This window comes from Lentzea sp. NPDC102401, assembly GCF_044765805.1.
GTDB lineage: Bacteria > Actinomycetota > Actinomycetes > Mycobacteriales > Pseudonocardiaceae > Lentzea > Lentzea sokolovensis.
The window spans coordinates 522045-535441 of sequence record NZ_JBIWKS010000002.1 but is presented as its reverse complement, the minus strand read 5'-3'; the positions used below and the strand labels follow the sequence as shown (position 1 = coordinate 535441).

Genomic DNA, 13397 nt, shown 5'->3' with positions numbered 1-13397 from the left:
AAACGACATGGGGGACGTTCGTGCGCAAAATTGTTCTCGCGCCGCTGTGCGCGCTGGTCACGGTGACCGTGGCGGCGTGCAGTCCGTCAGGTCCGGACCAGACCAATCCGGAGCTGGCGCCGCGCGGCACGCCGATGACCAAGGTCAAGCCCACCAGGCAGGACCTGAGCACCAAGATCAGCATCACCGGCAAGGTCGAGATGAACCCGACGTTCGGGCTCGTCGCACCGGTCGCGGGCGAGGTGCGGTACTTCGACGTCCCGGCGCCCAACGGCACGCCGACCAGGCCCATCCGGGTCGCCACGGTGTGGAAGGACCAGACGCCGAACTACGTCGAGGCGCCGCCGGGATCCACGTTCAGCGGCAGGCTCGTCGACGACAAGGCGACGGTGACGGCGGGCATGCCGATCGCGTCGGCCAAGCACGTCGGCTACGCGATCGTCGGCGACATCGACGGCCAGCAGGCGTACAAGATCAACGGTGCGCTCACCGACGTGGTGGTGCAGATCAAGAACGGTCCCGGCCCGTTCCCGTGCGCGGTGCTCGGCACGATCGCCGCGCTGCCGCAGGGCACGATCCCGGAGAAGCCGCCGGTCACGCCGGACACCAAGGACGACAAGAAGGACCAGCCGCAGCAACAGCAGCAGCCCAAGGACCAGACGCAGCAGCCGAGCGGCTCCACGGGCCTGCGCATCGTGTGCACCGCGCCCGCCGACGTGCAGATGATCAACGGCGCCAGCGCGTCGATCGAGGTCACCACCGGCAAGTCGGCGCAGGCGCTGGTCGTCCCGGTCGAGGCCGTCGCGGGTGCGCAGGGCAAGGGCAAGGTCGACGTCATCGCGGGTGACGGTTCGCGCCGCACCACCGACGTGGTGCTGGGGCTGACCGACGGCAAGGTCATCGAGATCAAGTCGGGCCTCACCGGCGACGAGGAACTGGCCGTGCCGGGCCCGAACCTGCCAGAGGGTCAGCAGCAGGGCGGCGACCAGACCAAGCCGACGGGTCCGTGATGACGCAGTCCTTCGATCAACCCACGGTTCAGGTGCAGGCACCGCTGCTGCAGCTCAACGGCATCACGAAGGTCCTGAAGGGGCAAGGGGAACCGCGCACGATCCTGTCCGGCGTGGACTTCACCGTCCATCCTGGACAGAGCGTGGCGATCCTCGGCCGGTCCGGCTCCGGCAAGTCGACGCTGCTGTCGCTGATCGGGCTCTTCGACCGCGCCGACGAGGGCCAGTACTTCCTGCACGGCAACGACATCACCAAGCTGCCCGAACGCAGGGCCGCGGCGTTGCGCAGCGCGGAGTTCGGGTTCGTGTTCCAGCGCTTCTTCCTGCTCAAGCACCTCACCGCGGCGCAGAACGTGGCGATGGCTCTGGTGAACGGCCAGGGCTGGTCGGCGCGGCGCAAGCGCAAGCAGCTGGTGATGGAGGCCCTGGAGCAGGTCGGCATCGCGCACCTCGCGAAGTCCAAGCCCACCAGGCTTTCCGGTGGTGAGCAGCAGCGCGTGGCGATCGCCCGCGCACTCGTGCGGCAGCCGCGGATCATCCTCGCCGACGAGCCCACGGGCGCGCTCGACACCGAGACCGGCAACCTCGTCGTCGAGGTGCTGCTCAACACGACCAGGCAGGGCTGTGGCCTCGTGCTGGTGACGCACGACCACGACCACGCGCGCAAGATGGGCCGCGTGATGGAGCTCCGCGACGGGCGGTTCAACTGATGCTTTCCGGCAAGTTCCGGTCCGCCCTGGTCATCGGCGGACAGGGCATCCGCGCCCGAAAACTGCGCACGTTCCTCTCGATGGTCTCGCTGTTCCTGGGTGTTCTCGCCGTCGTGGCCGTGCAGGCGGGGTCGGAGATCGCCGAACGCGCGATGCTCACCGACGTCGAACTGCAGTCGGGCAAGGACGGCACGATCCGGGGTTACGTACCCGGTGAGAAGGGCGCGCCGGCGATCGTCGAGTCGACGTTCAAGGGCCGCATCGACGCCGTCGCGATGATCAGCTCGCAGGCGATCATCGGCGAGCCCGGTGTGCGGCCGATCAACGAGGGCGGCATGCCGTTCGAGTACGCCGGCCGCGGCGGGAACTACTACGGCCCGCGGATGATCTGCGACGCCGACGGCACGTGCCAGGAGCAGAAGGAGCCGGAGAAGAAGCCGGACGGTCAGGCCATCGAGGTCAGCATGGTCGCGCTGACCGGCGACATCCGCCCGTTCAAGCCGTTCCGTGCGGTCTCCGGCAGCTGGCTCGACTTCGGGACCGCGCCGTCGCTCGCTCCCCGGATCGTGCTGAACGAGGAGGCCGCCAAGGGCCTGCGGCAGTACCGCGTCCCCGGCGAGATGACGATCGAGGGCGCCACCCACCACGTGACGCCGCAGATCATCGGTGTGGTGCAGGACGGCGACATGCAGCCGCGCGTCTACATGCGGCTCGACGAGCTGCGCACGTGGATGCCGTCGGCCACCGCGACCAGCAACGCCAACCAGTTCCGCGGCGGCGGCACGAGCCTCGAGCTGTTCATGCAGCCGGGCACGGACGACCTGCAGCAGCTGCTCAAGGCCAAGCTCGTCGGCGCGGGCCTGCCGCAGGAGCAGATGCAGTTCCAGGCGGTGAAGTCCAAGGAGCGCATGGAGTCCCAGCTGCGGATCATGCAACTGATCTTCCTCGGCATGGCGTTCCTGGTGCTGCTGATCGGTGTCGCGGGCATCCTGAACGTCGGCCTCGCCACCGTCGGTGAGCGCGTCGAGGAGTTCGCGCTGCGCCGCGCGGTCGGCATGTCCCGGCTGCTGCTGGCGGGCATCGTGCTCGCGGAGACGTTGCTGACCGGTCTGCTGACCGCCGCGCTCGCGATCGGCGCGGGCGCCGCCGGTTTGCAGGTGGCGCTGATGATGTTCGGCAGCCGTTTCCCGTCGCTGGTGGGCACCGCCTTCCCGTGGGAGGCGGGTGTCGCCGGTGTGATCGCGGGCCTCGTCGCCGGTGTGCTGGGCGGGCTCATCCCGGCCATCCGGGCGGCACGGATCCCGATCGCCACAGTCATGCGGGCCTAGTCCTCGGCCCGTCGCCGACGAAGCCCCGGACCGCGATCATGCGGGCCGGGGCTTCGTATTTCGGCGACTAGTTGAGCTCGTCCGGGTTCGGGCCGATGCGGCCGCCGCGGTCCAGAGTGGACAGCGCCTCGATCTCGGCGTCCGGCAGCTCGAAGTCGAACACGTCGATGTTCTCCCGGATCCGGGACGGCGTCACGGACTTCGGGATCACGACGTTGCCGATCTGCAGGTGCCAGCGCAGCACGACCTGCGCGGCCGACTTGCCGTGCGCCAGCGCGATCTTCTGGACGACCGGGTCGCTCAGCAGCTCGCCGCCCTGGCCGAGCGGCGACCAGGCCTCGGTCTGGATGCCCTGCTGGGCGTTGAACGCGCGCACCTCGTTCTGCTGGAAGTACGGGTGCACCTCGATCTGGTTGACCGCCGGCACGACGCCGGTCTCGTCGATCAGCCGCAACAGGTGATCGGGCTGGAAGTTGGACACGCCGATCGCACGGACGCGGCCCTCCTTCTGCAGCTCCACGAACGCCTTCCAAGTGTCGACGTAGTTGTCGCGCGCCGGCGTCGGCCAGTGGATCAGGTACAGGTCGAGGACGTCGAGGCCGAGCTTGCGCAGCGACTCGTCGAACGCACGCTTCGTCGCGTCGTAGCCGTGGTCGTCGTTCCAGAGCTTGGTGGTGACGAAGATGTCGTCACGGTCCACACCGGACTGGGCGATGGCGGCACCCGTGCCGGCCTCGTTGCCGTAGGCCGCGGCCGTGTCGATGCTGCGGTACCCGGCCTTCAGCGCCTCCACGACGGCGGGGGTGGCCTCCGCGTCCGGCACCTGCCAGACGCCGAAACCGAGCTGGGGCATGGTGACGCCGTTGTTGAGCTTCACGGTGTTCAAAGCGGAATCCTCACTGTGGTCAGGACTGTGTTCGATCAAGGGAGCAGCGTCGGAGCGGTGCCGCCGTCGACGCGCAACGCGGCTCCGGTGGTCGCGGACGACAGGTCCGACGCGACGTAGGTGATGAGGTTCGCGACCTCGTGGGGGCGGATCAGGCGGCCCAGCAACAAGGTCGGCCGTTCGGTGCGGACGAACTCCGCCTCCCCGCCGTCGCCGACGCGCTCGCGGATGAACTCCTCGACACCGGGCGTCAGTGTCGGGCCGGGCAGCACCGAGTTCACGGTGACGCCGGTGCCCTTGACCTCCTGGGCCATGCCGCGCGAGATGGCGATCTGCGCGGTCTTCGTCATGCCGTAATGGACCATCTCGGTCGGCGTGAAGACGCCGGACTCGCTGCTCACGAAGATGACCCGGCCCCAGCCGCGTTCGACCATGCGGGGCGTGTAGTGCCGGGCGAGCCGCACGCCGGACATGACGTTGGTGTCGAAGAACCGCTGCCACTCGGCGTCGTCGATCTCGAAGACCGGCTTCGCGCCGTAGATGCCCAGGTTGTTGACGAGCACGTCCACGTCGGGCACCTGGCCGGTCAGTTCGGCCGCGCCCTGCGCGGTCGCGAGGTCCGCCGCAACACCGCGCACGTCACCGTGGGCGCTGAGCTTGCCGACCGCCTCGGCCACGCGGTCCTCGGCGCGGCCGGTGATGACGACGGCGGCCCCCGCTTTGAGCAGCCCTTCGGCGGTGGCGAAGCCGATGCCGGCGGTGGAGCCCGTCACAAGTGCCGTGCGTCCCGACAGATCCATGTCTCTCCCCGGTAGACTTGTTGAAGACGATTACAAGCGTACGCAATAGTTGCACACGCTGTCTATTCGAGAAGGGTTGACCTATGTCACTGGACGACGACGCCGTCCAGGCGCGCGCACAGGGATGGCGCACGCTCGCGGCGTTGCACGCGCGCATCGAGGACCGCCTCGAACGAGCGCTGCAGAAGGGCCACGGACTCTCCGTCAGCGAGTACACCGTTCTGGACGTCCTCAATCGCCAGGACGGGTTCCACCTTCGGATGAACCAGCTCTCCAACGCCGTGGTGCTCAGCCAGTCAGCTACAACGCGCCTGGTCACGCGACTCGAGGACCGCGGCCTGCTGGCCCGCTACCTCTGCCCGACCGACCGGCGCGGCATCTACACCGAGGTCACCGAGAAGGGCCACGAGCTGCTCGCGCTCGCCCGGCCCACGCACGACGAGGTGCTCTCCGCGTCGCTGTCGGAGGCCGGGGACGTTCCGGAGCTCAAGCCACTCGTTGAGGCGCTCGCCAAGCTGTAGCCGCTGGAGCAAGATCGCGCGCATGGATCTCCACGCCCTGATCCGCGCCGAGGCGCCGTTGGCCGAGCAGCAGCGCGCCCTCACCGAACCGGTGCTGGCCGCGCTCGTCGACCACGGCGTGCACCGCCTGATCGCCCCGAAACGCTACGGCGGCTCCGAACTCGGGCTGCCCGACTGGAGCCGGGAGGTCCAGGAGCTGTCGCGGTCCGACGCCTCGACCGGCTGGACCGCGATGACGACCACCATCTCGTCGTCGCTGGCCTGGTACCTGCCCGTCGACGCCGCCGATGAGGTGTTCGGCGATCCGCGCGCGTTGATCGCGGGCACCGCCGCGCCGTTGGGGAAGGCCGTGGAAACCGACGGCGGTTACCGCGTGACCGGCCGTTGGGGCTGGGGCAGCGCCGTCACTCACGCGTCGTGGGTCATCGGTGGCACGCTCACGCCCGTGGGCCCGCGTCTGGCCGTGTATCCGCGTGAGGACGTGACGATCCACGACACGTGGCACGCCGCCGGCCTGCGCGCGACCAGTTCGCACGAGTTCTCTCTCACGGACGCCTTCCTGCCGTCACGTCGTGCGGTGTGGCCGATCGGCATCACGCCCGGCATCGAGGGCCCGATCACGGTGTTCCCCTACTTCAGCTTCCTGGCCGTGGGCGTCGCGTCCGTGTGCCTGGGCGTGGCCCGCCGCGCGATCGACGAGATCGAGGCGCTGGCCGTCGAGAAGGTGCCGCAGTACGCGACGTCCCGCCTCGCGGAACAGACCGGCGTGCAGATCGAGCTCGCGCTGATGGAGGCACGGCTGTCGTCGGCGACGGCGTTCCTGCACGAGGCGCTGAGCGCGGCCTGGGACGCGGCGCTGACCGGTGCCGCCGCCGCGGACCCGGTGAAGGCGCGGCTGCGGCTGGCCTGCTCGTTCGCCTCGGGTGAGGCGACGGACGTGGCGCAGAAGGCGTTCGCGGCGGGTGGCGGCAGTTCGGTGTTCGAGTCGTCCGCGCTGCAACGCTGCCTGCGCGACGTGCACGTGGCCGCGCAGCACACGGTGGTGTCGCGGCGGATGCTGGAGACCTACTCGATGCTCAAGCTCGGGCTCGCCCCGGACATGACGAGGTTCTGATGGACGCCCTCGAAGCGATCATGACCACGCGGGCGATCCGCCGGTTCACCGACGAGCCCGTGGCCGTCGACGACGTGTGGACGTGTCTGCGGGCAGCCCAGCAGGGGCCGTCCGGTGGCAACGTCCAGCCCACGCGCTATCTGGTCGTCACCGATCCGGACGTGCGCGCCGAGGTGGGCAGGCTGTACCGCAGCGCGTTCACCCGCTACGCCGAGATGGCGCCGGAACGCACTGACGCGGTCGGCCTGCGGATCGGCCGGTCCGCGAACCACTTCGCCGACACCCTCGCGTCCGTGCCGGTGATCGTGTTCTTCCTCATGCCGCGGCTGCCGTCGCTGGTGGAGGGCATCGACATCGGGCCGGTGCACGCGTCGGTCTACCCGGCCGTGCAGAACTTCTGCCTGGCGGCACGCGCGTTGGGGCTCGGCACCACGCTGACCACGGTGATCAGGGTGCGTCAGGCGGAGACGCTGGAGTTGCTCGGCGTGCCGGAGCGCTGGGAGATCGCCGCGATGGTCCCGCTCGGCCACCCCGCCGAGAAGTTCTCCGTGGCCGTGCGACGCGACGTGGCGGAGGTGACGTCGTTCGACCGCTGGAATTAGTTAGGGTGCGTTCATGCCCGACACGCAGTACGAAGACCTGCTCCGCCACGTCCTGAAGGAGGGCGTGCGCAAGGAGGACCGCACCGGCACCGGCACGCGGTCGATCTTCGGCCACCAGCTGCGCTATCCGCTCGCCGCCGGCTTTCCGCTGATCACGACGAAGCGCGTGCACTTCAAGTCGATCGCGTACGAGCTGCTGTGGTTCCTGCGCGGCGACAGCAACGTCCGCTGGCTGCAGGAGCACGGCGTGTCCATCTGGGACGAGTGGGCCTCCCCCGAGGGCGAGCTGGGCCCGGTCTACGGCGTGCAGTGGCGGTCGTGGCCGACCCCGGACGGCGGGCACGTCGACCAGATCGCCGAAGTGCTCAGGACGTTGCGGACGAACCCGGACTCGCGCCGGATCATCGTCTCCGCCTGGAACGTCGGCGAGATCCCGCAGATGGCGCTGCCGCCGTGCCACGCGTTCTTCCAGTTCTACGTCGCGGACGGCAAGCTCTCCTGCCAGCTCTACCAGCGCAGCGCGGACCTGTTCCTCGGCGTGCCGTTCAACATCGCCTCCTACGCGCTGCTGACGCACATGATCGCCGCGCAGACCGGCCTCGGTGTCGGCGACTTCATCTGGACCGGCGGCGACTGCCACATCTACGACAACCACGTCGAGCAGGTCGAACTCCAGCTCAGCCGTGAGCCGCGCGAGTTCCCCGCGTTGAAGACGGCTCCGGCGGCCTCGCTGTTCGGCTACGAGTACGAGGACTTCACGATCGAGGGCTACGACCCGCATCCCGGCATCAAGGCTCCGGTGGCGGTGTGATCGGGCTGATCTGGGCCCAGACCGCCGACCGCGTGATCGGCCGCGACAACGCCATCCCCTGGCGCGTTCCCGAGGACATGAAGCACTTCCGGGAGATCACCGCGGGCTCGGCCGTCCTCATGGGACGCCGCACCTGGGAGTCTCTGCCCCCGCGCTTCCGCCCGTTGCCGGGCCGCCGCAACCTGGTGCTGTCGCGCACCGGGCAGGAAGGCGCGGAGACGTTCGACAGCCTGGAGAAAGCTCTGGCCGACGTCACCGGCGACCTGTGGGTGATGGGCGGGTCGGCGGTGTACGCGGCGACGCTGCCGTTCGCCGACCGCGTCGAGGTGACCGAGATCCGCGAGACGTTCGAGGGCGACACCTTCGCCCCCGCCGTGGAACGGGAGCCAGTCAGCGTCGGCGAGTGGCTGGAGTCCAGCTCAGGCCTGCACTACCGGTTCGTCAGCTACTAGCGACGGCCGCCGAACTCCCACTCGTGCACCTCGACCGCGTCGTAGCGGTCCGCGGTCAGCACCCCCGCCGGATCCGCCGACCTGACCAGCGCCGCCGTGCCCAGCCAGGCGTTGCCGTCGTCCGAGAGCAACGGCCCGTACGCGATCAGCTCCTCCGGCCGCGCCGGGACGAGGTCCGCGGGCTCTCCGGAGCCGAACCCGAGCACCAGGTGGCCGCCACCCTCGCGGCCACCGGGGAAGTCCCACATCGTGCGTCCGAGGGCATTGCGCCACCTGCGCACCAGCACGTCCCGGTAGCCACCGGCCTGGTAGATGGGCTCGTCGAACGCGAACGCACGAGCCGCCCGCGCGTCCGGCACGTCGACGACGTGCACGCTGCCCGTGACCACATCGCCTGCGAACGTCGGGCCTCGGGCGATGAGTTCGAACCCGTCCATGTAGGACCAGTGCTCTTCGACCAGTCTGGAACGCACCGGCATCGAACCGGGCCGATCCCGGTGGTAGCACAGGAACTCCACTAGAGCCCCACTTCGGCGGTCCACACGGGAAGGACGAAGTCCTCGTCCGTTTCCGGCCAGGCGTCAGCGAGATAGCCGCCGACGACGGCCGTGAGCGTCGCGTCCGGATCGACCTTGGCGTCGAACGGCAGCGCGTCCTTCTTCGCCGAGCTCGTCGAACACTTCAGGTGTCCTGCCCGCACGTCGCACCAGACGTAGAAGGTCGCTGTCCGCTCCATCGCGGCCACGCGCTCACCGAGCCGCCGCGCGGTCTCCTCGAACGCGGCGACCACCTCCGCCACCACGGGTGTCTCCCCCTTGGCCCTGCCCAGCGTCCAGGTGTTCTCCTCCGCCTGGGCCAAGAGATCACCTTTCAGCAGCAACGGCTCGTCCGCGACCTCGCGGATCCACTTCGTCAGCGTCACCGGCGCCGTGCCCTCGCGTGCCACGCTTCCACGATCAACTCTTCCAACTCCCCCACCTCGATGTGTTCCAGCCGCACCAGGATCGCCGGATACCCGTTGAAGTGCGGCGTCGTGAAGTAGACCGAGTGGTCCGAGGCCAGCAACGCCTCTTTCGCCCCGAGGTCCGGGACGCGGGCGGCCAGGATCGGTCCGGACGGGGCCGCCGCGCCCAGCGCCGACAAGTCCGTCTTGCGCAGCGGCCGTTCCCAGACGAACAGCTTGTCCTTGACCCTCCAGTCGACGACGCCCTCGCGCACCCGCTCCGTGACATCGGGCATGGAGGTGGCGATCCGGTGCACGTCGTCCCAGGTGGCCATCGCTTGCTCCTACAGGTGGTCCGGCGGACGCTGCTGCTCGGCCAGGAACCGCTCGAACTCGGCCCCCAGTTCGTCCGCGCTGGGGAGGTCGGTGTTTCCCACAGTCTGGATGAAGGCGTCGTACTGCCGCTCGAGCGCTTCCACCACCTGGGCGACCTCCTCGGAGTCCGCCACCTGCCGGTGGATCTCGGCGTCGGCGGCCTGCGCGGCGTCGACCAGCGACCCGATGGGCAACGCGAGGCCAGTGGCGCGGGCGAGGGCGTCGAGCAGGGTCACGGCGGCGGTCGGGTACTGCGACTGCGCCAGGTAGTGCGGCACCTGGGCGGCGAAGCCCATCGCGTCGTGGCCGGCCTGACCGAGGCGGAACTCCAGCAGCCCGGACACGTTGCCGGGCACCTGCACGCGGTTGAAGAACGGCTGGTACTCCGACACGAGCTCGGGACGCGTGGCGTGGCCGATGACGTTCAACGGCCGTGTGTGCGGCACGCCCATCGGGATGCCGTGGAAGCCCACGGTCAGACGCACGCCCCAGCGGTCGATCAGCGAGCGCACGGCCTGGATGAACGCCTCCCAGCCGCGGTCCGGCTCGGGACCGGTGAGCAGCAGGAACGGGTGGCCGGCGCTGTCCCACAGCAGGTGCACGACCAGTTGGGGGGCGGCGTAGTCCTCCCAGTGGTCGGTCGCGTAGGTCATCAGCGGGCGGCGGGACCGGTAGTCGATCAGGCCGTCGATGTCGAAGCGCGCGACGACACGGCTTTCGAGGGTCTCCAGCAGGTGCTCGGTGAGCAGACGGCCCGCGGCACCGGCGTCCATGAAGCCCTCGAAGTGGTGCAGCAGCACCGCACCCGTGAGGTCCGGGACCTCCGAGTCCACCTCGTACAGGTTCTCCGGGTCCACCGCACGCCTCCTGAACTGTCGCTCTCGTCTCGTCCAAGCCAACCACGTGCACACGGAACTGATTCCGCTCGGGTCGATTAGCCCATACGGACCGTGTGCGCGCATCACCCCACGGGTACTCCATCGCGGTGTATAGGCGCTGGGTGACGCGTGGAGCATTGGTCGCGGCCGTCCTCATTCTCCTCGGAGCGGCGGCGTTCGGTTTCACACAAATAAAACCCTTCGGTGACGAATCGATCGATCGCAGTCAGCCCGCGATGCTGAAGTCGGTGCGGGACCTGAGCCAGTACCACGCCGCCGCGGGCGAGTTCCAGGTCGTGCTGGACATCGAGAACGACGTGAAGTGGGTGCCCGCCGCACTGGCGGGCGAACGCACGCTGTTCGTCGCGGCCGGGTCCGTCAACGCCTTCGTGGACCTGGGAACGCTCAAGGACGACGGGCTGATCCTGTCGCCGGACGGCAAGACCGTCGAACTGCGCGTGCCGAAGCCCCAGCTGGACAAACCGAACCTGCACCACGACAGGTCGTACGTGTTCAGCCAGGAACGCGGCCTGATCAACGACCTGCAGGCCCTGGCGGGACCTCCTGACCAGCAACGGTTCTACGTCGCCGCGGAGGCCAAGCTCACCGAGGCCGCGCAGAAGTCCGAGATCCTCAAGCGGGCCGAGGACAACACCCGCGTGATGCTGACGGGAATGTTGCAGGCACTGGGATTCCAGGTGAAGGTCGTCGGCGACTGAACCTCCTGGCCGATCCCGGCGAACGTCCAGCGGTGACCCACTCGCTCCGGGATAGGATCCGCCGGTGGAAGACGATCTGATGGCCTGGGCGCCCGCGCAGGGAGCCGCGCGGACGCCGGAGATCGCGTTGCCCGGCTACAGCGGCTTCCGCGTGATCGCGCAGGGCGGCGAGGGCACGATCTACCGCGCTCGCCAGGACGGCTTGGGCCGCGACGTCGCGGTCAAGGTGCTGCAGGTGACGGACCCGGCCACGGTGACGCGCTTCCGCCGCGAGCTGGCCATCACCGTCGAGCTGGGCCGCCAGCACCCCCACATCGTCACGGTGCTGGACACGGGCACGCTCCCGGACGGCCGCCCGTGCATCGTCATGGAGTTCTACGAACGTGGCTCGCTGCACGACCGGTTGCGCGCCATGGGCCCGTTGCCCGTGCAGGACGTGGTGGCGGCGGGCATCGCGGTGGCGGACGCGCTGGCGTTCGCGCACGGCCAGAGCATCCTGCATCGGGACGTGAAGCCGCAGAACGTCCTGGTGCTCCCGACTTCGTACGTGCTGGCCGATTTCGGCATCGCGCGCGGCGCCGACGCGGGGCATTCCGCGTCACTGCAGATGGTCAGCTACCGGCACGCCGCTCCGCAGATGCTGGAGGGCGCCGCGCCGTCGTTCGCCGACGACATCTGGTCGCTCGGCTCGACGCTGTTCACGTTGCTGGAGGGCAAGCCGCCGTTCGCCTCGGACAACCCGGACGAGGACACGCTGCTCTCCTACGTCGGCCGGGTCGGCAGCGGCGAACCCCGGTCGCTCACCCGGTTCGACGTGCCGGCGCCGCTCGTCGCCGTGCTCGGGCGCTGCCTGCGCAAGGACCGGGCCGAGCGCTTCGGTTCAGCGCTGGAGCTGCGCGACGCGTTGATGGCCGTGAACCCGGGCACCTCGCTGTCCACTGTGGACCCCGATGCGACGGCGATGCTGGGCGAACGTCCCGACTACTACCCGGAGGGCCCGACCGAGGCGCCCGGTTTCGGGCCGCGCGGGTTCAGGCCCGAGCCGGAACCGGAACCCGAACCGGAACAAGAGCGCGACGACTCGTGGCAGGGCAGGCTCGAAGACCTGACCTACCGGCAGCACGATCTCGTCCCGCCGCCGCCTCCCCGGCCGCAGCCGGTCGCGGTGCTACCGGCAGTAGATCTGCCTCCCGTCGAACCGATGACCGCGCCGGTCCGCAAGAGCAAACGCGGCGTGGTGCTGGCGTTGCTGGCCGTGATCGCGGTGACCGGCGGGCTCGCCGCGGGCATCTTCCTCAACCGGGGCGACGACCGTCAGCAGGCCCAACCACCTGTGACGACAACGACACCGCCCGTGCCGACCTCGGACTCGGCCGCCGCGGGACCGTCGCCGAACACCGACCCGAGGTTCGTCCCGGTCCTCAAGCGCGCCGAGTACCGGGGCAGGGCGATCGAGCTGGAGTGGAGCGATCCCAGCGACGGCCAGGCCGAGTTCGTCGTGGTCGACGTGACGGGCGCCAAGCCGAACGCCGTGACGCGAGTGACGGGCGGCGGCACGAAGTACGTCATCGAGGACGGTGGCGGCGACCGGCGGTGCTTCCAGATCGCGGCGTTCGGCTACAACGGCGAACGTGGCAGCTCCCCAAAGGTCTGTGCCAACAAGAACTGACCATTTCCCGGCCGTTGTTGTTGCGCACGCACGAACTGGCGTAGGTTGCCCCGGTGCAAAGCGCTCGTTATGCCGGCCCACCGATGTTCGCTCGACAACGAAAGCGCCGCATTCTCATTGTGTGGGCGGTCGTTCCACTCGTGGTCGGCATCGGGATCGGCATGCTGATCGGCGGCAACCTGCAGTCGGAGTCCCAGCAGAACACGGGTGCCTCGCCCACTTCCCCGGCCGTGCCCGACCAGCTCGACTACACGGACATGCCCTGCGACCCCGGCTCGTCCGTCCTCGTGCTGCACTCGCTGGAAGGCGCGATGCCGGACGCGGACGTCAAAGTGTTGCTGGACTACGAAACCATGTGGGTGCAGCATCGTGAGAGCGCGAACCCGGCTCTGCGCGGCCAAACCGCTCTTCTGACCAGGCGCGACGACGTCTGTCCTGTCATCGTGCCCGACGACCCGCGCTTCACCAAGTTCGTGTGGCTCGGTCCGTTCCCGTCGGACACGGCGCCTGGGCTGTGCGAGGCGCTGTTCAAGGTCATCGGGAAGAACTGCATTCCGGCACAGGTGGTGCGCTGATCCG

General features: G+C 69.2%; 17 protein-coding genes. 11 read left to right on the top strand and 6 right to left on the bottom strand.

Going from position 1 to position 13397, the window contains the following annotated elements:
* Positions 1 to 20 precede the first annotated feature (20 nt).
* The 3 genes from ACIRG5_RS07935 to ACIRG5_RS07925 are packed head-to-tail and all read left to right on the top strand — an operon-like array spanning position 21 to position 3048.
* Positions 21 to 1010, top strand: coding sequence for an efflux RND transporter periplasmic adaptor subunit (locus tag ACIRG5_RS07935; RefSeq protein ID WP_402901873.1), 990 nt, complete (start codon positions 21 to 23; stop codon positions 1008 to 1010).
* The gene (locus ACIRG5_RS07930; RefSeq protein WP_319973364.1) at positions 1010 to 1720 is read left to right on the top strand and encodes an ABC transporter ATP-binding protein; all 711 of its coding nucleotides are present in this window, start codon (positions 1010 to 1012) and stop codon (positions 1718 to 1720) included. The genes ACIRG5_RS07935 and ACIRG5_RS07930 overlap by 1 nt, the downstream gene beginning before the upstream one ends.
* Positions 1720 to 3048, top strand: coding sequence for an ABC transporter permease (locus ACIRG5_RS07925; RefSeq protein WP_402901870.1), 1329 nt, complete (start codon positions 1720 to 1722; stop codon positions 3046 to 3048). Before ACIRG5_RS07930 ends, ACIRG5_RS07925 begins: the two co-directional genes overlap by 1 nt.
* A 67-nt stretch (positions 3049 to 3115) precedes the next feature.
* Here ACIRG5_RS07925 and ACIRG5_RS07920 read toward each other — a convergent pair whose 3' ends face one another.
* Both ACIRG5_RS07920 and ACIRG5_RS07915 read right to left on the bottom strand, forming a co-directional pair.
* Entirely contained in the window at positions 3116 to 3901 is a 786-nt protein-coding gene (locus ACIRG5_RS07920) for an aldo/keto reductase (RefSeq protein WP_402903079.1), read from the bottom strand.
* A gap of 68 nt (positions 3902 to 3969) precedes the next feature.
* On the bottom strand, positions 3970 to 4734 hold the full coding sequence (locus ACIRG5_RS07915; RefSeq protein ID WP_402901867.1) for an SDR family NAD(P)-dependent oxidoreductase: 765 nt from the start codon (positions 4732 to 4734) through the stop codon (positions 3970 to 3972).
* Positions 4735 to 4817: 83 nt separating this feature from the next.
* Between ACIRG5_RS07915 and ACIRG5_RS07910 the strand changes: the two genes are divergently transcribed.
* From ACIRG5_RS07910 to ACIRG5_RS07890, 5 genes are read left to right on the top strand one after another with little or no spacing between them, the layout of a single operon-like run.
* A complete protein-coding gene (locus tag ACIRG5_RS07910; protein ID WP_402901864.1) occupies positions 4818 to 5255 on the top strand; it encodes a MarR family winged helix-turn-helix transcriptional regulator in 438 nt (145 codons plus the stop codon).
* Positions 5256 to 5277: 22 nt separating this feature from the next.
* The gene (locus ACIRG5_RS07905; RefSeq protein WP_402901861.1) at positions 5278 to 6369 is read left to right on the top strand and encodes an acyl-CoA dehydrogenase family protein; all 1092 of its coding nucleotides are present in this window, start codon (positions 5278 to 5280) and stop codon (positions 6367 to 6369) included.
* Positions 6369 to 6971 carry a nitroreductase family protein gene (locus ACIRG5_RS07900; RefSeq protein WP_402901858.1) on the top strand — a complete coding sequence of 201 codons (603 nt, stop codon included), beginning with the start codon at positions 6369 to 6371 and terminating at the stop codon, positions 6969 to 6971. The genes ACIRG5_RS07905 and ACIRG5_RS07900 overlap by 1 nt, the downstream gene beginning before the upstream one ends.
* A gap of 13 nt (positions 6972 to 6984) precedes the next feature.
* Positions 6985 to 7782: a thymidylate synthase gene (locus ACIRG5_RS07895; RefSeq protein WP_402901855.1), complete on the top strand. Its 798-nt coding sequence runs from the start codon at positions 6985 to 6987 to the stop codon at positions 7780 to 7782.
* A complete protein-coding gene (locus tag ACIRG5_RS07890) occupies positions 7779 to 8234 on the top strand; it encodes a dihydrofolate reductase (protein WP_402901852.1) in 456 nt (151 codons plus the stop codon). Before ACIRG5_RS07895 ends, ACIRG5_RS07890 begins: the two co-directional genes overlap by 4 nt.
* Here the strand turns inward: ACIRG5_RS07890 and ACIRG5_RS07885 are convergent.
* From ACIRG5_RS07885 to ACIRG5_RS07870, 4 genes are read right to left on the bottom strand one after another with little or no spacing between them, the layout of a single operon-like run.
* Positions 8231 to 8752: a YciI family protein gene (locus ACIRG5_RS07885; protein WP_402901850.1), complete on the bottom strand. Its 522-nt coding sequence runs from the start codon at positions 8750 to 8752 to the stop codon at positions 8231 to 8233. The two genes, ACIRG5_RS07890 and ACIRG5_RS07885, sit on opposite strands and share 4 nt — an antisense overlap.
* On the bottom strand, positions 8752 to 9180 hold the full coding sequence (locus tag ACIRG5_RS07880) for a hypothetical protein (RefSeq protein WP_402901848.1): 429 nt from the start codon (positions 9178 to 9180) through the stop codon (positions 8752 to 8754). The genes ACIRG5_RS07885 and ACIRG5_RS07880 overlap by 1 nt, the downstream gene beginning before the upstream one ends.
* Complete coding sequence (locus ACIRG5_RS07875; protein ID WP_093588201.1) at positions 9153 to 9512, bottom strand: MmcQ/YjbR family DNA-binding protein; 360 nt, start codon at positions 9510 to 9512, stop codon at positions 9153 to 9155. The genes ACIRG5_RS07880 and ACIRG5_RS07875 overlap by 28 nt, the downstream gene beginning before the upstream one ends.
* Before the next feature lie 9 nt (positions 9513 to 9521).
* Positions 9522 to 10409, bottom strand: coding sequence for a proteasome assembly chaperone family protein (locus tag ACIRG5_RS07870; RefSeq protein WP_402901845.1), 888 nt, complete (start codon positions 10407 to 10409; stop codon positions 9522 to 9524).
* A gap of 257 nt (positions 10410 to 10666) precedes the next feature.
* Between ACIRG5_RS07870 and ACIRG5_RS07865 the strand changes: the two genes are divergently transcribed.
* The 3 genes from ACIRG5_RS07865 to ACIRG5_RS07855 all read left to right on the top strand — a co-directional run bounded on the left by ACIRG5_RS07865 (position 10667) and on the right by ACIRG5_RS07855 (position 13393).
* Positions 10667 to 11149, top strand: a complete 483-nt coding sequence (locus tag ACIRG5_RS07865; protein WP_402901842.1) for a DUF4230 domain-containing protein — start codon at positions 10667 to 10669, stop codon at positions 11147 to 11149.
* A 64-nt stretch (positions 11150 to 11213) separates the two neighbouring features.
* The gene (locus ACIRG5_RS07860; RefSeq protein ID WP_402901839.1) at positions 11214 to 12818 is read left to right on the top strand and encodes a serine/threonine-protein kinase; all 1605 of its coding nucleotides are present in this window, start codon (positions 11214 to 11216) and stop codon (positions 12816 to 12818) included.
* Positions 12819 to 12958: 140 nt separating this feature from the next.
* A complete protein-coding gene (locus ACIRG5_RS07855; protein WP_402901836.1) occupies positions 12959 to 13393 on the top strand; it encodes a hypothetical protein in 435 nt (144 codons plus the stop codon).
* Positions 13394 to 13397: the final 4 nt, after the last annotated feature.